Annotated in this window: 16 protein-coding genes; 6 read left to right on the forward strand and 10 right to left on the reverse strand. The window is 43.2% G+C overall.

Annotation, left to right across the window (positions count from 1 at the left end; translation table 11 throughout):
• The first annotated feature begins 41 nt into the window (after window positions 1–41).
• Both CZ794_RS10870 and recD read left to right on the forward strand, forming a co-directional pair.
• The gene (locus CZ794_RS10870) at window positions 42–4,508 is read left to right on the forward strand and encodes a UvrD-helicase domain-containing protein (protein ID WP_087041594.1); all 4,467 of its coding nucleotides are present in this window, start codon (window positions 42–44) and stop codon (window positions 4,506–4,508) included.
• A gap of 84 nt (window positions 4,509–4,592) precedes the next feature.
• Window positions 4,593–6,779: an exodeoxyribonuclease V subunit alpha gene (gene recD / locus CZ794_RS10875; RefSeq protein ID WP_087041595.1), complete on the forward strand. Its 2,187-nt coding sequence runs from the start codon at window positions 4,593–4,595 to the stop codon at window positions 6,777–6,779.
• A gap of 82 nt (window positions 6,780–6,861) precedes the next feature.
• Here the strand turns inward: recD and CZ794_RS10880 are convergent, their stop codons facing one another.
• Entirely contained in the window at window positions 6,862–7,425 is a 564-nt protein-coding gene (locus CZ794_RS10880) for a hypoxanthine-guanine phosphoribosyltransferase (protein ID WP_062844549.1), read from the reverse strand.
• A 90-nt stretch (window positions 7,426–7,515) separates the two neighbouring features.
• The gene (locus tag CZ794_RS10885) at window positions 7,516–8,184 is read right to left on the reverse strand and encodes a hypothetical protein (protein ID WP_087041596.1); all 669 of its coding nucleotides are present in this window, start codon (window positions 8,182–8,184) and stop codon (window positions 7,516–7,518) included.
• Window positions 8,185–8,485: 301 nt separating this feature from the next.
• On the opposite strand from CZ794_RS10885, the gene CZ794_RS10890 reads away from it, so the two are divergent.
• The 3 genes from CZ794_RS10890 to CZ794_RS10900 all read left to right on the forward strand — a co-directional run bounded on the left by CZ794_RS10890 (window position 8,486) and on the right by CZ794_RS10900 (window position 11,717).
• Window positions 8,486–10,165 carry a carbon starvation protein A gene (locus CZ794_RS10890; RefSeq protein WP_087041597.1) on the forward strand — a complete coding sequence of 560 codons (1,680 nt, stop codon included), beginning with the start codon at window positions 8,486–8,488 and terminating at the stop codon, window positions 10,163–10,165.
• 154 nt (window positions 10,166–10,319) lie between these two features.
• Entirely contained in the window at window positions 10,320–10,613 is a 294-nt protein-coding gene (locus CZ794_RS10895; RefSeq protein WP_087041598.1) for a cory-CC-star protein, read from the forward strand.
• A 72-nt stretch (window positions 10,614–10,685) separates the two neighbouring features.
• Entirely contained in the window at window positions 10,686–11,717 is a 1,032-nt protein-coding gene (locus tag CZ794_RS10900) for an ArsA family ATPase (protein ID WP_087041599.1), read from the forward strand.
• Here CZ794_RS10900 and CZ794_RS10905 read toward each other — a convergent pair.
• The 3 genes from CZ794_RS10905 to CZ794_RS10915 all read right to left on the reverse strand — a co-directional run bounded on the left by CZ794_RS10905 (window position 11,698) and on the right by CZ794_RS10915 (window position 15,998).
• Window positions 11,698–13,197: a DUF3482 domain-containing protein gene (locus tag CZ794_RS10905; RefSeq protein ID WP_373407922.1), complete on the reverse strand. Its 1,500-nt coding sequence runs from the start codon at window positions 13,195–13,197 to the stop codon at window positions 11,698–11,700. The two genes, CZ794_RS10900 and CZ794_RS10905, sit on opposite strands and share 20 nt — an antisense overlap.
• Window positions 13,198–13,473: 276 nt before the next feature.
• Window positions 13,474–14,460: a sterol desaturase family protein gene (locus CZ794_RS10910; RefSeq protein ID WP_218778320.1), complete on the reverse strand. Its 987-nt coding sequence runs from the start codon at window positions 14,458–14,460 to the stop codon at window positions 13,474–13,476.
• A gap of 134 nt (window positions 14,461–14,594) precedes the next feature.
• Complete coding sequence (locus CZ794_RS10915) at window positions 14,595–15,998, reverse strand: DUF2868 domain-containing protein (RefSeq protein ID WP_087041601.1); 1,404 nt, start codon at window positions 15,996–15,998, stop codon at window positions 14,595–14,597.
• A gap of 208 nt (window positions 15,999–16,206) precedes the next feature.
• Between CZ794_RS10915 and CZ794_RS10920 the strand changes: the two genes are divergently transcribed.
• Window positions 16,207–16,977 carry an SDR family oxidoreductase gene (locus CZ794_RS10920; protein ID WP_087041602.1) on the forward strand — a complete coding sequence of 257 codons (771 nt, stop codon included), beginning with the start codon at window positions 16,207–16,209 and terminating at the stop codon, window positions 16,975–16,977.
• Window positions 16,978–17,043: 66 nt separating this feature from the next.
• Here CZ794_RS10920 and CZ794_RS10925 read toward each other — a convergent pair whose 3' ends face one another.
• The 5 genes from CZ794_RS10925 to CZ794_RS10945 form a co-directional block, all read right to left on the reverse strand.
• Window positions 17,044–17,685: a GNAT family N-acetyltransferase gene (locus CZ794_RS10925; RefSeq protein WP_087041603.1), complete on the reverse strand. Its 642-nt coding sequence runs from the start codon at window positions 17,683–17,685 to the stop codon at window positions 17,044–17,046.
• Between the two features lie 120 nt (window positions 17,686–17,805).
• A complete protein-coding gene (locus CZ794_RS10930; protein WP_201509312.1) occupies window positions 17,806–19,533 on the reverse strand; it encodes an ABC transporter ATP-binding protein in 1,728 nt (575 codons plus the stop codon).
• A 147-nt stretch (window positions 19,534–19,680) separates the two neighbouring features.
• The gene (locus tag CZ794_RS10935) at window positions 19,681–20,418 is read right to left on the reverse strand and encodes a DUF4145 domain-containing protein (protein ID WP_087041605.1); all 738 of its coding nucleotides are present in this window, start codon (window positions 20,416–20,418) and stop codon (window positions 19,681–19,683) included.
• Window positions 20,419–20,432: 14 nt separating this feature from the next.
• Complete coding sequence (gene prpF, locus CZ794_RS10940; protein ID WP_087041606.1) at window positions 20,433–21,686, reverse strand: 2-methylaconitate cis-trans isomerase PrpF; 1,254 nt, start codon at window positions 21,684–21,686, stop codon at window positions 20,433–20,435.
• An 80-nt stretch (window positions 21,687–21,766) separates the two neighbouring features.
• On the reverse strand, window positions 21,767–22,027 hold the full coding sequence (locus CZ794_RS10945; RefSeq protein ID WP_037025847.1) for a Txe/YoeB family addiction module toxin: 261 nt from the start codon (window positions 22,025–22,027) through the stop codon (window positions 21,767–21,769).
• Window positions 22,028–22,090 lie beyond the last annotated feature (63 nt).

Raw genomic sequence — 22,090 nt, forward strand, 5'->3', positions numbered from 1 at the left:
GATTTTGACCTTGTAGATAATAATGAAAAGTATCCGCTTATATGACAGACTTTAGTGACACAACTGATATCTCTACACAACCGCATTTATTTGACGACTATTTAAATGAATGTGATGATTTGACCTTGATGGCTGAGCCTAAGGCAGAGGCGATACCAGCAGTGGACGTCGAGTTAACGGGTAAGCACCTTATCGAAGCGTCGGCAGGGACTGGTAAGACGTGGACGCTAACGGGTATTGTGCTGCGCTTGTTAATTGAAGCACGGCGCGCGCCAGAGCAAATCATTGCCACGACTTTTACGCGCGCGGCTGCAGCGGAGATGCGTCAGCGTATTCATGACCGTTTGGTGGATTTTTATCAGCTATTACAATGGATTAATAATCTAAGTGCTGACACCAAGAACAGAACTATATTATATCCCGATGTATTACAGATAATGCCTGACAGTAAGGAGGGTAGACAAGCAGATAATGACACAAGTATTGATTCAAACGCTCAGACAGACATTGATGAGCTTAATCAAGATTTTACCCATGACCAGCAAGTTGCAACTGAAAAGCGTGTCCAAGCAAAAGATGCGCGTGACAATTGGTTGATAGAGCAAGCCAAATATGTGCGCTTAGATAACATCATGCAAGATCCTATCAACTTACATTTAGTGAGTTATTTATTAGATCATGTCTATAGCTACCCGATGGCAGAGGCGTTGCGACGCACCGCACTGGTATTAACCACATTGGATAAGCTATTTGTCGGTACGTTAGATAGTTTGGCGCAAAAATGGTTGACCGAATACAGCAGCGAAACTGGTCATCAGCAAGGTATGGCGATCATTGAAGACAGCAGTATTGAGCAAGTAACCGACAGCATCATTCATGATGAGCTGCGCCAATTTCAAAGCCGCTTATATCATGAGCAGCCTAAGCTGTATGCATTGATGGATCAGCAAGGAAAACTGACAGCAGTGAGCGATCATAAAAAGTTTGTTTCTCGTTCGCTTAATTTTATTTCTGCGTCAATTGATGAGATTGTGGTAAGTGATTTTTCGTTTGAGGGTTACGAACGGCTTATAAATACTATTGTTGAGCACAGCGAGGAGCTTGATATTTTCTTTAAGCCTGACGGTGAGTATTATGAAGTTCCGAAAGGGCAGTTACTCAATAACCGAGATTTTTGGTCAAAAATCGTTCAAAACTTACAGGAGTTTGGTCCAGCTGCTTATAAGTTTATATCTGATAAAAATAAGAAAACCAGTAAATTGATTGAAGCTTTCCAGAAGACGGACGATATAGGTAAGCAGTTCTATAAGCCAAAAGATGGCGAAAGAGTGAACTTAATATTTAACGAGTTGCAAGTCGTTCGTGATTTCAAACGATACATTGAACAAAGTAAAAAGCTGGATGAATACATAAACACTGTTTTGGCCAATCTTAACCGTCACATTGTGCTTGCCGTACGTGATAGGCTGCCAGTGATTTTAGAAGAGCGAGGGGAGACGACCTTTAGCTTACAAATGGTGCGTTTAAACCAAGCACTAACAGGGCGACAAGGGCATAAGCTGGCACGTTATATTCGTCATCATTATCCAGTGGCGTTAATCGACGAGTCGCAAGATATCAATGGTGAGCAAGCCATTATGATTGAAAGCATTTATTTGCCAAAAAATAAGCGAACACAAGAGCAAAAAGACAAACCATTAGGTTCTAATAAAGCCAATCGTGAGTTTTTGCTATTGGTGGGTGACCCAAAACAGGCCATTTATGGGTTTCGTGGTGGCGATGTGGCCAACTACAACTATATGAAAGCCCAGTTTGATACCAGCAGTCGTTGGACGCTCGATACCAACCGCCGCTCAAATGCCGGTGTGATTCATGCACTAAACTGCTGGTTTGGTATGCCAACAGCAACAACTAATAATAATAAACTGTCGCAGCTGGGTGGCGGTATTTACTACCAATATATCAAAGCATCACGACCTGAAAATCAGCTGTCTTGGTTTAATCATCAAGACATGATAAACAGCGACTTGGTGACTGAGGTGCTCTCTGCTCAGCCAGTGAGCGTATTGCATTTGCCTAATGGTAAAGACGTCGAGCTTGAGTACGATGAGCATGAAATCACTGCGCGTCATATTGCCACTTTGCTCAGCAGTGATCAGACACTAAAAGGCAAAGCCATTCAGCCTAGTGATATTGGCGTGCTGGCACGTGCCAAAAAAGATTTAAAGCGAGTTGAAGACGAATTAGTGAAGCTGGGCGTACCGACTTTGACTACCAGTGATGTCAGTATTTTTGAGACTATCATGGCAGAAGACTTGGCAGCACTGCTCAGCGCCATGCTGTATCCGTACCGACATGACATGATCAATCGGGTACTGACCAGTCACCTTTATGATCTCAGCATCAAAGACGTCAAAGCGATGATGACAGACCATGAATCAGGTATGGTTGAGACCGATAGCACAACGCGCGCTCATTCAAAAAATACGCCAACAACTGAGAACAAAAAAAGCTATCAAGACTTTATTACCTATCTAAAAGAAGGGGCGCAGCGCTGGCAGCATTTTGGCATATTGTCGGCGCTACATTACTTGTTGGACAGAAATCCTGTACAGTCAAAAGGCGTTTGGCAATCTTTGGCAGCGCACGCTGACGGGGATCGGCATATCATGGATCTACGCCATTTAATGGATGTGTTGGCGCAGTATGGCACGGGCATGGGCGAGCATGAATTGCTGGCTTGGTTTAGGCAGCACATAGATGCCGCGCCCAATAGTGATTGGGCCAAACAGTACCCACTACCGACAGAGTCTGGCGTGCAGCTGATGACTATTCATAAGTCAAAAGGGCTTGAGTTCCCTATTGTCTATGTGCTGGGTATGGGTGATGCTAGCCGAAAATCAGGCACCAATGAGAAGTATGGATTGTATTTATATAATGCCGAGCAAGCCCCTTCCGCGTTAGCGCAGCAATCACTACAAAATCAATTGATAGGCAATCAGCGCCGTTTTTCACCACTGCAAGGCTCCGCCACCACAGACGATTACTATACTGAGATAGAGACCAATGAAGGTTTTGATGAACTGCGTAGGCTCGGTTATGTGGCATTTACGCGTGCCAGTGAGCAATTATATATAGTGTTGCAAGAACCGAAAAAAAATGTAAATTCTCACTTAAAGCCTGTGTTTTATTGGTTTGACGCGCCAGAGGCAAATTTTGAGTTACCTGATCGGCTAAAAGGCACGATAGGCATGATTAGAGGTCATAGAGTCAATGAGTTCCATAATGACAGCTCTGCGAAACATGCCAACTCAGCAAGAGCAGGCTTGAATGATGCAACCCAGCTTACGTTGATCAAACCCATGACAGAGTCTATTGAGTACGATGCTTTTTCAAAGATCATGAAAACCAACTACTTTTATGGCTGGGCGAAGACCAGTTTTACCGCGCTTGCCCGTCAGTTGGGCGAATCGGCACAAGCGATGGTGATAGCAGATGAGCGTATTGATGATGCCATAGATATTGATATGAGAAGCGAATCTGCTCCAACTGATCCATTGTCTAATGGCAGCGACTCTCTTAAAGAGGTCAATGAACTGAGTCTCAAGTTGGAAGATGATATCCGCTTTACTTTTGTTAAAGGGGCGAATGCTGGTACATTTTTGCATGAAGTATTTGAAAAAATTGATTTTATCAATAAATCGCAGTGGTCTGGAGTGATTGATAGAGCCGTTAGTAGCTATCAATTACCGCTCGTTTATAGCAGTGCCAAGCAGCAAAGTCGTAGATTACAAGGGCAAGAGGGTGGAGCAGGTGGCCTTATTGAGGCGGATTTGATAGATACGACGAAGCATGACGCATTAATCGATTGGATTGAAGAGGTGATACAAGCACCGTTATTGGCATCCAACCAGCCCTTAAGTTCTCTTAGCACCAGTCAGCGGTTTGCCGAATTAGAATTTAATATGGGGTTGTCAGAGCAGTTCAAAGCACAGGACATCAATAAATTGTTTCAACAGCATCTGCCTGATGACACAGACAAACACGTCAATTTGGTGCCACAAAATAAAATGCATTTATATCGTTATCTTCGTGGTGAAATTGACTTAGTATATGAGCATGCGGGCAAGTATTACGTGGTTGATTATAAGAGTAATTTTTTAGGAAATAGCCTAAGCGATTATAATGAAAATACACTCAAGCAGGCAATGTCAAAAGCGGGTTATTGGTTACAAGCAGCCATTTATCAAGTAGCGTTGCATCGGTTTCTCTCCATGAGAATCAGTGATTACACAGGCAATGAAGAGAAATATCTGGGCCCTGTGGAGTATGTATTTTTACGTGGCGTATATGGTTCACATGCCGATGCAATCGATACTGTATCACCCAATACGAGTGAGCATGCTGGTAACGCATCACCTAATGAGCACTATGGATTGGTGACTTGGGATATTCCAATTGATTTTATTAAAGGATTAGACACATTGTTTGGCACGCCAGATTCCTAAGTACTAAATATAAGTCAGCTATCCAAGTCAGCCATACAATAAGATTGTATCGATTAAACAGATCAATATAGAGACAAGTAGACAATGAGTAATAACAATAAGAGTAAGGCCGCGATTGGGATACAAGAAAGCTGGGCCAGCAGCCTCAGTGACTATATTCTGTTACGCCGTCAGCAGACGCAGGTAGCGTATCACACGACGCATACAAAAGCTGATATCAATAGCGAGCAAGTCGATAAAGCAGAAGACAGTAATTTATTCACAGCTTTTTTCGTGATGCTGGCGACGCATTTAGAAGAGGGACATACAGTATTAACTGTTGAGGAAGCTGAGGATGAAGTGCCATTGCAAGACCAAGTCAATCATGAGGTCGTTGTGTTATATAAATGGCAAAAAACCTTATTAACCATGCTAGCAACACCAATTTTTGCCCTGATAAACACCCAAATCAATACACAAGTAGAAGAAGATTTGATAGCTGACGTATCACTGTTTTCTTTGCTGGAGATATTATTCGATAAGGGCGGGCAGCTTTGGACACAGCTTACCCTTAGTAACCATGAAAAAGAGATGCTAAACAAGCGCTTTACTATGATTGTTAGCTTATATCAATTACTGAAAAATACAGATTTGGCTTTTTTCATAAATTTGGTTAACCAACACGCTTTATTCGCAGAAGTGACAACTGATATTGCGAAACAAAATAGCCTAAGTAAAGACAATAAACCTATTATATATAAAAAAACCAAAGATGAAAAAAAATCAGCAATATCTATAATTTTTTGGCTACATCGCTCTTGGCAGGCAGAGTTTAACTTAGCAAAGCATATTAGTACTATTTTAGATCAACAAATAACTCCTCTGAAATTATCAATACCCAAACATCTAAATGAACAACAAGTAAAAGCCATCAATGTTGCCAACAATAATGCGTTTAGTATCATCACTGGTGGTCCAGGGACAGGTAAAACCTATACAGTCGCTCAGCTCGTCATTGCGCTACAACAAGCCACAGAGAGTAGGGATGAACAACAGGAGAGCATTAGATTCAGTACAGATAGCGCAAGCTTAGCGCTTGCAGCACCGACGGGTAAAGCGGCACAGCGTATGCAAGAGTCTTTGCAAGCGGCTCTAGATGCGTCAGAGGTGAAAATGCAATTACAAGAAGCCAAAACCATCCATCGTTTGCTAGGCATCGGTCGAACGGGTAGACCGCGTTATGATGCCACCAATCCATTGGGTGAGGATATTATCATTGTTGATGAGGCGTCAATGCTAGGTGTTGAGTTGGCTAACTATCTTGTTAGCGCTGTAAGACCAGGCGCAAGGCTAATATTGTTAGGAGATGCTAACCAATTAGCGGCGGTAGATGCAGGAGCAGTATTGGCTGATTTGTGCCGTATTCCGATGCTGCAATCCATTCATGCTGAACTGCTTGAAAGCCGCCGTTTTAGTGCAGAATCAGGCATTGGTAAACTTGCGTATCAAATCAATAAAGCAGAAACAGACACTCAACAAATTTGGCAACTGTTAAAACAAGATGATGCATTGAGCTTTCAATATGTGAATACGATACAGACAAACGATTTAAATGATAATAATATAAAAAATAGCCTAAGTAAATATAAAATTTTCAAAGAAATTTTAAAAAGCTACCATCCTTATATAGCAAAGATTAAGAATCTACTAAAGAATCCAGTAGAAAAATCCATGCCAGAATCAGTAAATGAAACAGTCGCATCACTATTCGAACTGTTTAACCAATTTAGAATTCTAAGTGCTGGTCATAATGGTGAATGGGGCGATCACTATATCAACAATTACCTCACCCAGTGGCACCGTACAGAACTAAAACTACCATTGGGACAAAATACATGGTTCCATGGTCGTCCAGTTATGGTTCTGCAAAATAACTATGAGCTAGGATTGTTTAATGGGGATATCGGTTTTTGTTTGCAGACAGGGGATGAGAGAGGTCAATTAGAGGTTTTTTTTGAAAACAAGTCACAAGGTATCGCTGTTAATCTACTGAATGAAGAAGTGATTGCGACTGCGTATGCAATGACCATTCATAAGTCACAGGGATCTGAGTTTGATCATGTTGCCATTACTTTTGACAATAGTCATGCCAGACTGCTCAGCAAAGAGCTTATTTATACAGCGGTGACGCGGGCTAAAAAACAAGTGACTATCTATAGTACAAAGTACGCATTTGAAAAAGCAGTTCAAACCCCAACTGAGCGTCATACTGGTTTAGGACTACAATTTTAGTCACTATCCTTAGCCATACTTTTGCTTCAGCTAATAAAAAAGCATCCAATTCGGATGCTTTTTTAGGATTCAGGTATAAGCTTTACACTTTATCTTCTTTGATTGCATAGATGCCAGGTAAGTGGCGCAAGTAACCATGAAAATCCATACCACAGCCGTAAACATAACGGTCTGCAACATTGATACCCACAAAATCTACCTCAAAATCTGCAACTTTACGATCGTGTTCTTTATTAAGTAAAACACAAGATTCAATCGATAAAGGCTTTTCTTTGCTCAGTTCTTCAACGACTGCTTTTAAAGTAATACCTTCATCAAAAATATCGTCAATCAGCAATACGTGCTCATTTTCGATACTAACATCAGGTTTGAATTTCCAATCAAGTTCGCTGGTGCCTTCGTTGTCACGATAACGTGATGCATGAATATAATGCATACGATGGTAGAACGTCAGATGCGTCAATAATTGACCAGCTGGGATAAGACCACCATTCATTACAACCATGACGATAGGATTTAATCCCGCATAGTGTAGGTTAAGCTGGGCAGCAAGACGCTCATAAGCAGCAGCAACTTCGATACTACTAATAAGGCACTCTGAATTACGCAGGGTTTTTTCTATTTCTTGATTACTAATTTGGGTCATGATTTGCGCCTTGGATAAAAGTGCCGCCTATTTTAGCAAATTTTAGTAAATTTGCCCAACATTACAGTCCTAATAAAAACGACCTGTCGGTTATTCTGATTTTTCTATGATAAAAGGACGATAATAGTCTGCCAAACGATTTAAAGAGCGATCTGGCAAATCAGGTAAGAGCTTATTAAGTGCCATATTCATACCCTTATCAATAGCAGCTTTTGCAACTGGCACGGACTTACGCTTAATCATACCTAGCTTTAGCGTCTCAGCATAACGGCTGATAAAATGCGTGAGCGTTTCTTCGTTCATCGTTTCAAGCGCAGTCTTAAATGCTTTTACGTCTACGTGTTCAGGCGTGATAGCAGCAAAACCTGTATTAACGGTTTTGGCATCTGCATCAGACAACTTAAACCCCACACGCTTTATGCCATCATTATCGATAAATGTTGCTTTGTCTCTCAAAAAATGAAAACTTGGCATCACTTCTTCGTTGCTTTCTTTGCCGAGTAAAATATTGAGCAGGGTGTCGGTTGAGCGCTCAATCATGGCGACAATTTTGCGCATAGCGGCTTGACGCTCAGGATTGGGAATAATCTCAACCAAACCAACCAATAAATTGTCAATCAAATCACGCGCGGTTTGATGAGTAAGGGCATCACGATAGGGGTAATAATCTACTTGCTCATCTGAAGCAACGACTTGTTCGGCCTCACTGATTAATGCTTTTAATTTATCTGAAGGTACGAATCCAAAATAATATGCCATCATGCTTCCTTTATTTGTTGTTTTTAATGCCTTACCAACGTTACATTTTTGGTCAAATCAGTTACTATTTAAGAAGAATACCAAACAAAGGCTCATCGTAATACATGCTAATTACTTGTGTGCCTCAATTATAAAATGCAGGGCTTTATTGAATATAGCCAGTATTGCGGTATTTTTACGATTTATCTAATAACCGATGAGCTGAATCATTCACCGCACACTAATTTAGCATATTTTCTATATTCTAATTTAAAAAGCTTGAACTTATAAGGCTAACTAATACTTATCTAGGGAGAGATAAATGAATAGTGCTATTGTACTGTTATTTGGCGTTGCCGCTATGCTATGCGGCTACTTGTTTTATTCAAAGTTTATCGCCACTAAAATTTTGGCATTAGACAATAGTCGTCCCACGCCAGCTCATACGATGAAAGATGGCGTAGATTATGTTCCCACCAATAAGTACGTATTATGGGGTCACCATTTTACCTCAGTAGCAGGGGCAGCACCAATCATTGGTCCTGCTATTGCTGTCATCTGGGGCTGGGTGCCTGCCATTATTTGGGTGGTATTGGGCACGATTTTTATGGCTGGTGTCCACGATATGTCAGCCATTTGGGCAAGTATGCGTAATAAAGGTCAATCGATTGGCTCTATCGCTGGTACTGTAATGGGCACACGGGTGCGCAGTTTGATGATGATCGTTATCTTTTTACTGCTATTGATGGTCAATGCCGTATTCGGTGTTGCTATCGCTAATATGATGATAAAAACGCCTTCAGCGGTATTACCAGTATGGGGCGCACTCGTGGTGGCCTTTATCATTGGTCAGTGTATTTATCGTTATAAGATGAATCTGCTTTGGGTATCAATCATTGGTGTCACGGCTTTATACGGACTTATCTATCTTGGCCCCATGTTCCCGATTGTATTACCTGAGACCGTTTTTGGATTGCCTGATAATGCGGTATGGATTCTAATTTTATTTGGTTATGCGGCAGTTGCGTCTTTATTGCCAGTATGGATGCTGCTGCAACCACGCGATTACATCAACGGCTTGCAGTTATTTGTCGGTTTGATTTTATTGTATGCAGCCATTTTTATTGCCACGCCAGACATTGTCGCGCCAGCCATCAACACGGCATTACCCGTTGGCACACCGTCACTCATGCCATTGTTGTTTGTGACGATTGCCTGCGGTGCTATTTCAGGCTTCCATGGATTGGTAGCCACAGGCACCACGTCCAAGCAGATTGATAAAGAAGAAGATGCTCGGTTCGTTGGTTACTTTGGTGCATTTGGTGAGGGTATGCTTGCGCTGGGTGCCATACTTGCTGCCACAGCAGGTTTTGCGACATTGGCAGATTGGCAAGCGGTTTATCAAAAATTCGGTGATGGTTCTATCGGTGCCTTTATTGATGGTGGCGCTACCATCTTAAATGCAGGGGTTGGTATTGATCTAGTCTTATCGCAAACGATGCTAACAGTCATGGCAGCACTATTTGCTGGTACTACTATGGACACTGGCGTGCGTTTGCAGCGTTATATTTTCCAAGAATTTGGAGAATTTTATAATTTGCCAGCATTGAACAAAGGCGTTGTCGCAACGTTACTTGCTGTTGGAAGCTGTTTGTTATTGGCATTTGGCGCAGGTGGTATTGATGGCGCAGGTGGTATGATTATCTGGCCACTATTTGGTACAACCAATCAGTTAATGGCCGCACTGACCTTAATGATTGTCACCGTAATCTTATTACGTAAAGGCAAGCCTGTCTGGTATACTTTGGCACCATTGACGTTCTTATTAGTCATGACCGTCTTTGCACTACTCATTCAGCTTAAAACTTTCTACACCGATGGTAATTGGCTGCTCATCATTATGGATATCATTATCTTGATAGCAACCATTTTGGTGACGTTTGAGAGTCTGTCAGTATTGCGCAAAGAATGGACACTTCACAAAGGTAAAAATAATACCTAAGCAGTAAATGAGCAATGAAATGAAAAAGCGCTAGCAGCAATTGCTGGCGCTTTTTGTATTGGTGTGTATTGGGTAGGCGTGATAGATTGGATATGAGTAAAACGTAAAAAGATAAGGCATAAGACCTGAAAGAATAACTACTAAAGAGAGTGTGATGAAAAAATCAAATATACCAGATGATCATGCAGACATTCAGCCATGGTGGCAGCGATTTATGTCTGGGCTCAATGAGTTTTATCATGCACCTTATCGCCAAACAATGGCACGCGCTGTCCGTGATGAAGAAGATTTTTTTATGCTGCTACTATTTGCAGAGAGTCTAGGTATTGATAATCCTGCCAGCTTCTATACCTTGGAGCTACAACCGCTATTTTTAGAGAATTTTCATGAATGGCACACCCGCATGGGTATGGATAGATGTCCTTTTGATCATGTGGGTTGCTGTTAATTGTTAATTGTTAATTGCTAATTATTAAAAGCCCCTATGACTGTTGCAAATTGATAAAAATGAGAGATGAGTATGGCATTACAAGCTCTACAGACACTGGTCGAACAATTAAAAACACAGCCTATTGTATTTATCGGTGGTAAGGGCGGTGTGGGCAAAACCACCACAGCGGCTGCACTTGCCAGCTATTATGCCAGCCAACAACAAAAAACGCTAATTGTCTCAACCGATCCTGCCCACAGTTTGGGTGATGTACTGAACGTACAATTAACCAATGAAAAAACCGCGATCAATCCTTATCTTGATGCGATTGAGCTCAATCCTGATGTCATCGTTGATGCGCATTTTGCTCAAGTTGAGCGTACGATCAAATCTTATACCAACCCTGATATGATACCAAAAATTCGTGAGCATCTACGTTTGTCAAAATCCGCACCTGGCGCACAAGAAGCCGCTATGCTCGAATCTATGTGTCAGCACTTGGTCACGGCAGCTGATGAACATTATGAGCACATTATTTTTGATACAGCGCCGACAGGACATACGCTGCGGCTGCTTGTCTTACCAGAGATGATGGGCGCGTGGACGGATGGATTACTTGCCCAGCAGCGAAGGCAGTCTAAACTGCGCTCAGTATCACTACATTTAGACAATAGCGCTCAAAAAGACAATCAGCAAAAAAGCGAGATTGCCAATCCATTTGCACCAAAAAAACAAGACCGCTGGGAGCGAGCGGTGTCTGTGCTAGAAAAGCGCAAACAGCTGTTTCGACAGGCAGGGATACTGCTACATGACCGTGCGCAGACCGCTATTGTATTAGTCATGACCGCTGATGTACTGCCATTGGCTGAAACCAAGCGAGCCGTAGAGCAGTTAGAAGATAGTAAGCTCGCGCCAGCCGCCATCGTTGTCAATCAGCTTATAGCACCAAACCAATCTGATGCGTTTTGGCGTCATCGCGCTGATCGTCAGCAGCAGTTGATGCAAGATATCGAAAAAAGTTTTACCAAGTATCCGCTGTATCCCATTTATCTACAACAAACGGATGTACGCGGTACGGACGCATTGAGCAACTTATTAACCACTAATCTGCACGCTTATTAGATTGTAACTTGGCAGACAATGACCACGCCATATCTGCTCGCAGTAACTGTGCCTGTTCTGACTTACCACTACTAAGCGACGACCATTGCGGTTTGCCTCGTGCTTTTTTCAACTCGCTTGGCAATTTATGCATGGGCCACGGCGTAATTGAGCGATTTGAGTCGTCTGTCTCATCATCGTGAGCTGCTGAGTCAGATGACTCAAAGGTATTTGTCTCGCCTTTATACAAAAGCTGTGTCGCATCGGTTGCGGCATGTCCACGGTGGCGTAGGGCAGTGAGTAAGTCTATTGCACGCGTGGCAAGCAATGTCAGTGTCGCAGGATCAATGTATAAGCGTTTTACGCCAGTAATCTTATCAGCAATACTACTGGTATTAGACAGCAACCCGCCTGCGATACCGCCAATCGCTGCGCCCAGTCCTAACGTTGTGCCCAATGCCGCAGCATCAATTCCCAATCCCAACAAAGCACCAGCCGCAGCACCTGATGTGGTACGAATGCCATAACTTTTTAGCAGTTCAGGATCGAAAGGATCTTGCTGATACGCTTGCAATTCAAGAGGCGTCGCTGCCACTGCATTGTCATAAAACTTGTATAAATTGAGCAAGCTATGCTGCATGGTGCGCTCGCTTTGTCTCACCGCTTCCTGCATTTGCTGCAACACAGGCATTGGGTCGTCATCTTCGTCAATCTCACGTACAAAAGCCGCCACATTTAACAAAAAATCTGCAATGATAATATTGGCCTCATCGTACAGTTGCGCCCAATCTTCAGCACGTCGCGCTATCAGTTGCTCAAGTCGCTCAGAATGAGTGAGCATGGTGGCAAGGTTTTGCCATAAGCGCATCTCATCCTCAAATTCAAACGCTACCGAATCGAATCGTGTTGAGATATGCAGATTACGTCTTGCCAGCATGGTCTGCCAATCATCAATATTGGCGTCTTGGCTATCCGTAAAGTTAAAGACAGGCATAACAGGTATGGCAGCCCAAGATAAAATGGCCAGCTCGTCTTTGTATTTACCCAACACGGGCTCACGGGCATCAACGACATAAATGGCCATATCACTTGCCAGCAATTGCCGAACCACTTTGGCTTCTTGACTGTAATCATAACTTTGCGAATCATAATGGCGAGCCGCGCCATCATCTGACGCTTGGGCGATATCTGCTGCCAAAAACTGCTGTAAGCGCTCGATGCCATCACGGCGACTGGCCGTATTGTCTTCTAACCAGTCCATCAATCCTGAAGCATCCTCCAAGCCAGGCGTATCGTACAAGGTTACCAGCACTTCACCCGTTTGACTGTCCGTTAGCTGAGCACGCTCAACATGCCGTGTGGTTGCCGCTTCATTTTTGACTTCACCAAAATAAACGTCTCTTAATAAAGTGCGCAAGATAGAGGTTTTACCTGTGTTGGTGTGACCAACGACCGCCAGCTTTAGGGACTCACCACTCGCGATGGTTTTTTTAAGAGGCATATGACTCGGGTCTGGCTCTTCACTTGATTCTTGTAGGTTATGTGCGTGTGGTGCTGACTCAGCATTGGTCATAGGCGTGGTCTCATATGCTTTGTCAGCAAAGAGACCTTTTGGTTTATGATGTTCTCGATTGTCATTGTCGCCATCGAGAGATTTTTTATTGTCATGGTTCATACGAGAGTCTTATTGTGGTGAGTAGTATTCAAAAAATATAAAAACATAGTAGCGGTTTATGGTAAATAAGTCAGGCTCGGTATCGGTATTCATACACAATTGCTAATGGGTTTTGGACGAGGCCACACTGGGCGGATAAAACAGCACTTTAAGTTTTTTCTTGATACCTTTGGCTCGAAAAAACCGTTGCCACATCCGATAAAACACACCAAAAATTAGGCCGATAATATGGTCATGACTGTCTTCACCAACGGCACCATATTTTACCGGATTATTAATAGTGTCTTCTTCTACATACGTCCCAAACCATCGATCAAAGACAATCAATACTCCGCCATAATTTTGGTCAATGTAGTTATCATTAGTGCCATGATGGGCACGATGGTTGGATGGCGTATCAAAAATGTATTCAACCCATTTTGGGAATTTGCCCACTGTTTCGGTATGAATAAAAAACTGATAAATCAGATCCAACGCATAAAAGAAAAACACCCATACTGGATGCACGCCAAGTATCATCAGCGGCACAAAGAAAACCCACCAACCTGTGACTGAATACAAAAGACTTTGGCGCATTGCAGTAGAGAGGTTCATATGGTCATCAGAATGATGCACGACATGGGCTGACCAAAACCAATTGACTCGGTGTGAGGCGCGGTGAAACCAGTAATAGCTGAATTCAACCGCGATGAATATGGGAATGGCAGTCAGCAAGGTCACCTCGATGGTAAACAAGCGATATTGATATAACCACAAGCAAATAGGCAAGACGATGAGCGCTTGCACAATCAGCTCAAAACCCAAGTAAGAACCGCCTAAGCTAAAGTTGGTCATCGCACGCTTCCAACCAAAGCTGCTGCTACAACCCCGTTTGGATTGATAAAACCATTCTGCCAAAAACAACAGGAAAAAAGGCCCGCCAGCGAGCGGTAATAACCATTCTTGCCAATGTGTAGGTAAAACACTGCTTAGCATTGGCTGCCACGAGTCAGGCACTATGGCCAATATATGCTGGTTCAACGTATTTTTATAGTCATCCAATATCTGACCGTACTGGCCTAGGGTCATAAGATTGTTATCTGCTGCCATGCTGGACTCCTATCCACTATACCGTCAACCCACTATAAACCTTCCTTGTTATTTCAACATCATACTAAACTTATAAATTTGCATGGATAAAAATGGTGCCCTGTCAGTTCTTAGCGTCTATATCACAAAATTGTCTACAGGTTACGATCATCAGCGCTATCACCAGCATGGCTGTCAGAATTTAATAAACCTATTTTTCGAGCAGAAAGGGCGGTTTGCCACTGCTGATAACGCACGTTTTTAGGATTGTCTGACGATGTATCAGCACCAATAGGACTGCTTCCCAGTAATTGTACGATCAACCCTTCTGTCGCATGACTGGCAATTTGATCGAGTTTACGTAGTGTGCCACGGTCAGGTAGCGCGCTTTCATGAATGCCCAATAATACCTGTACTGGATGGCTATCCAGATAAGACGTGAGCCTTGCCATATCATCACGGTCATCGATAATGCCAAAATTTTCAACCTCAAACTTATCATTAAAATGAGCGTCTAAACCCAATTGCCACCAATCATCCTGATCTGATGGGTATTCGAGCAAGGCAACCAGTTTTTTGCCCGCACTGATCGTCGCTGTTGGCGCAATAGGCGCTGGTGCTTCTTTAAAATCATCGGCATCCACCACCTGACGCTGCCAAAAGTGCAAAATCTTTTGATAATAGGGCAGTTTGATATCCAAGCGCATTTTTTTGCGGCGAAACATGAGGGCACAAAACGACCATGCAATCGCGCGCGGCACGATACCATACATCAGCAAGCTACCGACGAGCAAACTTGCCCATTGACGCGCAACAGACAACGGCATCGCTTCTGTCACCAAGCGGCTCTGGACGATAGCAGTGCTGTCTGGAACCTCAAACCCCACCATACTTGGCAACCAGCCAAGCACTCGCGTCAAGGTAATTAGCGCCTGATCAGAAAGTAAGGTGGACTCCCAGCTAAAACTATATTGACGTACAACCAGCAAAAATATAATCGCAAAAAGCATGCCTGTTAACGTGGCGAGCCATAACTGGTGGCTAAACTTGCCCAAATACCAGCGCATACCGCTGTGATGCAATTGGCGCTCATATAAATCAACAGCGGCGATAGTGACATCATCTTTGCCGCGTATAAGATAACTAGGACTCACAAAATTGGCGAACCAATTTGAGGATTGTTTGCCCTGATTGATAAGTGCCATTACCAGCCAGCCGACCAGCATCAGCGTATGAAAACCCAGCAAGCAGACCAACACATAAAAGAAATTCACCACATTGCTTTGTAACAAGGTGAATAATCCTAAAAAGCCTGAGACACACCACAAGATGCTCATGACAATCATGATGCCTTTGATACGACCATCAATCTTACCCAATACCCGCGCCAATGCCCCATTGCCATCAATACGCGCGGCGCGGCGATGCAGCTTTTGGAGCGGTTTGCCATCCTCACGTTGTAGTTTTTCTGTGATGAGTAGCGGATCAGTGGCAAAGACGTGTTGCTCCGTCTCAAGCGTGCGTACCAGCTCAGTCAGTTGGTCTTGGGGGGATAGCATAGGTCGGTAACATCCGTATAAAAACGTTTATTTGGTAGGCAGTTTTTGAATATTGTAGCGTATATATAATTGCGGTTTTATACCTTTTTGTCATGGCAAATTCAGTAAAAATGCGCCAAAATTAATCATAATAGGACGATATGAATGACCAGTTTTATAAGACGCCATGGACACTCATCACAAAAATAATCAAAAAAAAGGAATTGTTATGACGGATACAACGACGGACAAAACCTATCTCATCATTGGTGGTACGGGCGGCATTGGCAGGGCCATGGTTGAGCAGCTCATTGACAGTGAAAAAAGCAGCGAGACGGATGGGCCTCGCGTTTTTGCGACGTATCATAGAAATGTGCCTGATTTTGATGCAGACAATCTGTATTGGATACCCATGAACATCTGTGACGAGCAAAGTATCCAGCAAGCCGCTGATGTCATCAAGCAGCAAACCGCGCATATTGATTGGGTGGTTAATTGTGCTGGTTTATTACACACGGACGCGCAGCAACCAGAAAAAGCGCTACGGCAGATTGAGACGGCGTTTTTTTTACAAAACATGCAGGTGAATGCTTTGGCAAGTTTGCTGATTGCTAAGCATTTCAAGCCGTTCTTAGCCAACGCTCAGCGTACTACGGACAAACCAGCCATATTTGCAACGATATCGGCACGCGTCGGCAGCATCAGTGATAATCAATTAGGCGGCTGGTACAGCTACCGAATGAGCAAGGCGGCGCTCAATATGGGCATGAAAAACCTGAGTATTGAATGGGCAAGATCACTAAAAGACGTGTGCGTCGTTGTCATGCAGCCAGGCACGGTCAACACGCAGCTGTCTGCGCCTTTTCAAGGAAACGTGGCTGACAGACACTTGTTCTCGCCAGCCTATAGTGCTGAGTGCTTATTAGAAGTGCTAAATGGCATGACCGCCGCGCAATCAGGAAGTTTTGTCGATTGGGCAGGTGAGTCCATACCTTGGTAGGATTTATGAAGATGAGAGACGTGTCGTGGCATACAGCCCAATTGAGTTGTATGCCTCAATAATAGCTTAAATCATAAGATACAGCAGACCCAAAATAAACAACGCTGCCATTATAAACAGCAGGCCGCTCAACACTTTGGTCGTGGTATTGGAATTACTTGGTGCGCGCTCTTTTCTCACTTTGGTTTTTTTGGCAACACGCAGCACCATTTTTACGTGTTCAATATTTTCTTCAAGATACGTATCGCCTTCAGGCACAAAACCCAAAGATTCATAAAAGCTGAGCAAATAGGTCTGAGCGGAGAGAATGATCGGCGTTTTTTTGCCGTATTTTTTGCGGCAGCAAGCGATGGCTTGAATCATCATTTGACGTGCCAGACCCTCTCCTCGTTGCTCTGCCAATACCAGCACTCGACCAATGGCCGGCATAGGAGTAGGTGGGTGCGCGGTTTTTATACCAGCAGCATCGACATTGGCGCTGAGGTTGGATTTAAGCTTATTAAATTCAGGCGGAATGATACGGCAATACCCCGCCAACGCTTGATTCTGATGGGCAATCAGATGCAGACAATCAAAATCGGTATCATCCATGTCTTGATAAACACAGTTTTGTTCGACCACAAACACTTGTGAGCGCGCTTTTAAAATATGATACAGATCAACTGAGGTCAGCTCATCAAAGGTTTTGATAGAAAATTCATAGGTCATAATTAATTGGCTTTTGGCAAATCGGTTATTAGATATAAAGTGAGATGAAACGTGGGCGCACATATCGTCAAAATACCGCGCGGTTTCTAACAAATGGCATTATAACGATATATGTGCTTATCAACCATGGATAGTTTGGCTGATCTTGTCCAAATTCAAGCTATCAGACATGGCACTAAAGATCTCAAAGTACTTACCACCTTTGGCATAGAGCGCCTCATGCGTGCCTGTTTCTACCACTTGGCCGTTTTCTATCACCACAAGATCGTCTGCATCGATGATTTGTGCGATGTTGTGCGATACCATAATTACCGTGCGGTCTTTTTTGATCAGATCGAGGCTTTTTTTAACTTGTTGACTGGCAATGGCGTCAAGACTGGCCGTTGGCTCATCCAAAAACACAATCGGTGGATCTTTTAAAAACATTCTTGCCAGCGCAATACGCTGCTGTTGACCGCCTGATAGAGATTTTGCGGTACTCTCATAACCCTCTGGCAACTTGACGATTTGCTCATGAATGGACGCTTTTTTGGCGGCCACAATGATATCTTCTTCGCTTGCCTCAATATTACCATAGCGAATATTTTCACTGATTGTACCCGAGAAAATATGATTGCTTTGCAGTACCAGCCCGATATTTTGACGCAGCTCATGGGTATCACACTCCGCCAAATCGCGCCCATCCAACAATATTTTACCTGCATCTGGCTGATAGAACTTCACAAGCAGACTGATAATGGTGCTTTTGCCAGCACCACTTAATCCGACCAAAGCCGTAATACGATTGGGCTTGATGGTAAAGCTGACATCTTTTAATGCTTGTGTGCCATTGGGATAGGTAAAATCGACGTTTTGAAGCTCGATATGACCTTTTAGGTCTCGACTTTTTACGCCATCGACATTTTCTACTTGCTTATCATCTTCCAAAATATCAAAAAACCCTTCGGCATAGGTCAACGCATTATTGATCTGATCATAGATGCGGTGCAGCTGACGAATAGGGGCCGCGACATTTTGAAACAGGAGGACATGGAACAAAATCATGCCAATGGTCATCTCACCTTTTAACACAAAATAAGAGGTGAGTAAAATAATAGCCACCACGCCAATTTGTTCGATAAACGTCTTTATGGCATCGTAAATAAACCCAATACTACGGATACGCAGCTGATTGTCCGTCATGTCTTTTTGAATATTAAAATGCTTTTCCGCTTCTATGGATTCACGGACGAAAGACTTGACCACACTGATTGAGTTGATGAGTGAGATTACCAGACCACTTTTGGCTTCTCGAAACCCACGCATCTGCCGACGAAACCCTTGTAGGCGTTTTGCTTGTTTTTGACTGATAAAAAAGTAAATGGGAATAATAAATAAGCCGACCAAACCGATCCAAAAATTGGTCGAGAACATAATAATCAGTGAGACAATGGCGCTGGCAAACAGCGGCAGCATATCAATAAAAAAGTTCTGTACCAAAGTGGTCAGGCTACTGACGCCATAGTCAATACGGGTTTGCAGCTTACCGCTGTCGTTTTCGCTACTGGTATAAAACGACATGCGATACGTCAAAATACGCTCGATGATTTTTTGTGACAAGTCGCGCGACAGATTGATACGAATTTTTTCACCAAAAAAACGCTGCCCAAATGAGACGAATATCGACAGTATTTCTTTGGTCAATAACACCGCGCTGATAATGGCCAGCATTCGCACGCCAGCGGCCCAAGGATCAGGCAAGGTAATGATTTCGGTCAAGGTATCGACCGCATAACGCAGTACAAAGGCATTGACCTGCGCGGTAAACGAGCCAAGCACCGTTAATATCAAAGTCGCAATGATAAGCATTTTATAAGGCGCAGCAAAAACAGCCAGTTTTTTGAGAATATCCCACAGCAGCGCCCGCCGTTCTTTTTTCTCGACTGGCGGTTTTTTGTCTAATTGCACACGGCGGGGTTGGGGAGATGTTGGCATTTTTTTATTTTACCAAAGCTATCATTTCTTTGGACCTTTCAAGGTATTTATTTTATTTGCTAGCATGTTCAGCTCATTATCTTTTGAGCTATATATCTTTAACAGTAAGTCTTCGACTAACTCATAAGCATCCATAGCATCATCAGCGGTTATTCTGTCACCAGAATGACTTCCAGCATTCCCCAACCACTTTAGTGCAAAAAACTTAGTTTTTAAGCTCTCATGCTTTTCTGGTAGCTTTTCAATTCTTCTATGCAAATTATTTATCTTCTCAACACCTTGGTCTGTAAGGATTTCTTCGATAGAGACTCTTACTAAATTCGCTGCTGCGGAAGGAGCTGTAAAAAATAATTCAAATGATTTATTTAATAATTTTTTAATATCATCAGGAGTATCTTTTGGAATAGTGATTAAATTGAGGTTTGGATAGAAGAATAAAGGTTTGTAATAAGTATAATATTCATCAGGCTGACTAAAATTATCGTAATCAACTGCACGCTCAATACCCACACCTGCATGCCCAGTACAAGCAACAACCTCGCCACATTTATCATTAATACATTTAAACATGCAATTAAAAATCATTTGCATGTCCTGAAATTCAGAATATTCCTTACGCTGATATAGCTTGGAATCAACCGTTTCAACCGATTTCAACGTATCCTTATTTAGTCGTAACAACCCTTTATTACAGCGGGGGCATAAATAGTCGGGCGCTTCTTCTTCAGTGAAGGTATCTGTATACAAATATCTTTCCATTTATTAACCCTTAATTAAAACGCATCCGCTGGCACAAAAACCTCACCGACCATAATACGCCTTGCTGAGCGACTCATCGACACTTTTTTGGCTTGCCAGCGTCCATCGACCTGTTCAGTCTTACCACCGACCAGCAATGTACCTGATGGATGACCAAAACGTACCTCTGTCAGCTCACCACCGCCAGCAGCCTCGTTAACGAGTGTGCCTTGAGTGGTTGCTGCTGCAGCAATGGCTACTGCTGCTGTGCCCATCATGGCATGGTGCAATTGACCCATACTCATGGCACGTACCACTAAGTCAATCTCACCTGCATCGACCGACTTACCACTAGAGGACGTATAGCTCTGTGCTGCGCTAACCCAAGCGACTTTAGGGATGTGTTGACTGGTTTGCGCCTCAGAGACATCTTTAAACACGCCCATCGCCACACCGCCTGTAGCGCGGATTTTTTCAAGCTTGGCAAGTAGCGCGCTGTTACTATTGATGTCGCCTTGTAATTCAGTACCAGTAAAACCTAAATCTTCAGCTTTCATAAAGATGGTTGGGATACCTGCGCTGATAAAGGTGGCTTTGACGCTATCAGTATCAAGACCGCAGCCGGTCACATCGAAATCATCGACCAAGTTACCAGTAGGGAACATGTCGCTTGTGGCATCAACCGGATCGATAAACTCAATTTTAACTTCAGCTGCTGGGAAGGTCACACCATCTAACTCAAAGTCGCCCGTCTCTTGAACTTGTACTTTATCATTCGCGTCTTTATAGACTGGCACGTGCGCAATAATCGTTTTACCGATATTTTCTTGCCAAATGCGTACTTCACAAATACCGCTATCTACATTGTCATCGATGCTATTAGCAATCTTGTCGGTATCAACCAAACCCATATTAATAGCACAGGCACCGACGGCTGCGGTTAAGTTGCCACAGTTACCTGCCCAGTCAATCATAGGCTTGGCGATATTGACTTGTCCGAACAAGTAGTTTACATCATGGTCTGGTCTGTCAGAGGCCGATAAAATTACCGTCTTTGAGGTACTAGAGCTACCATTGCCAAGACCGTCGATTTGCTTGCCGTAAGGATCTGAGCTGCCGATGACACGTAATAGGAAGTTATCCCGCGCAGAGCCTGCGACTTGGCAACGCTCAGGTAAGTCAGACAATTTAAAGAAAGTGCCTTTTGAGGTGCCGCCGCGCATATAGGTAGCAGGGACAGATAGTTGCGGGGCGAAAGAAGCTTTTGATTTAGTATTGGTTTGGGCCACTGTATTAAGTCCTTTTTATATTGTTATAAGATTGGGTATGGCGTCATCAGCAAGTAAACACGAACGACTAAGAACGCTCATTAATAATGATAACGACAGGAGATAATCGTGAGGTAGTTATCATCGACGGCATATACCAACCGATTGGCGTCATCGATGCGTCTTGACCAAAATCCAGATAGATTTTCTTTTAGGGGTTCAGGTTTGCCAATGCCTTCAAATGGATTACGCTTACATTCGGTGATGAGTTTATTAATACGTTTGAGTGTTTTTTTGTCTTGCGTTTGCCAGTACAGATAGTCTTTCCACGCAGCGTCTGTCCATGCTAGTTGTTCACTCATTGTTAGACCCTTTGCATTGATTCAAGCCTTTGAGTTCAAGCACTTTCAATATCGCCATCCGTA

It is taken from the genome of Psychrobacter sp. JB385 (genome assembly GCF_900163785.1).
Lineage (GTDB): Bacteria > Pseudomonadota > Gammaproteobacteria > Pseudomonadales > Moraxellaceae > Psychrobacter.

What these genes read in the sequence shown, in the direction of transcription:
- CZ794_RS10945 (WP_037025847.1), bottom strand. Translation starts at nt 22,027, where the DNA reads ATGAGTGAACAACTAGCATGGACAGACGCTGCGTGGAAAGACTATCTG.
- CZ794_RS10915 (WP_087041601.1), bottom strand. Translation starts at nt 15,998, where the DNA reads ATGCTATCCCCCCAAGACCAACTGACTGAGCTGGTACGCACGCTTGAG.
- CZ794_RS10935 (WP_087041605.1), bottom strand. Translation starts at nt 20,418, where the DNA reads ATGGAAAGATATTTGTATACAGATACCTTCACTGAAGAAGAAGCGCCC.
- CZ794_RS10890 (WP_087041597.1), top strand. Translation starts at nt 8,486, where the DNA reads ATGAATAGTGCTATTGTACTGTTATTTGGCGTTGCCGCTATGCTATGC.
- CZ794_RS10905 (WP_373407922.1), bottom strand. Translation starts at nt 13,197, where the DNA reads ATGCCTCTTAAAAAAACCATCGCGAGTGGTGAGTCCCTAAAGCTGGCG.
- CZ794_RS10895 (WP_087041598.1), top strand. Translation starts at nt 10,320, where the DNA reads ATGAAAAAATCAAATATACCAGATGATCATGCAGACATTCAGCCATGG.
- CZ794_RS10885 (WP_087041596.1), bottom strand. Translation starts at nt 8,184, where the DNA reads ATGGCATATTATTTTGGATTCGTACCTTCAGATAAATTAAAAGCATTA.
- CZ794_RS10880 (WP_062844549.1), bottom strand. Translation starts at nt 7,425, where the DNA reads ATGACCCAAATTAGTAATCAAGAAATAGAAAAAACCCTGCGTAATTCA.
- CZ794_RS10925 (WP_087041603.1), bottom strand. Translation starts at nt 17,685, where the DNA reads ATGACCTATGAATTTTCTATCAAAACCTTTGATGAGCTGACCTCAGTT.
- CZ794_RS10930 (WP_201509312.1), bottom strand. Translation starts at nt 19,533, where the DNA reads ATGCTTATCATTGCGACTTTGATATTAACGGTGCTTGGCTCGTTTACC.
- CZ794_RS10900 (WP_087041599.1), top strand. Translation starts at nt 10,686, where the DNA reads ATGGCATTACAAGCTCTACAGACACTGGTCGAACAATTAAAAACACAG.
- CZ794_RS10870 (WP_087041594.1), top strand. Translation starts at nt 42, where the DNA reads ATGACAGACTTTAGTGACACAACTGATATCTCTACACAACCGCATTTA.
- CZ794_RS10910 (WP_218778320.1), bottom strand. Translation starts at nt 14,460, where the DNA reads ATGGCAGCAGATAACAATCTTATGACCCTAGGCCAGTACGGTCAGATA.
- CZ794_RS10920 (WP_087041602.1), top strand. Translation starts at nt 16,207, where the DNA reads ATGACGGATACAACGACGGACAAAACCTATCTCATCATTGGTGGTACG.
- recD (WP_087041595.1), top strand. Translation starts at nt 4,593, where the DNA reads ATGAGTAATAACAATAAGAGTAAGGCCGCGATTGGGATACAAGAAAGC.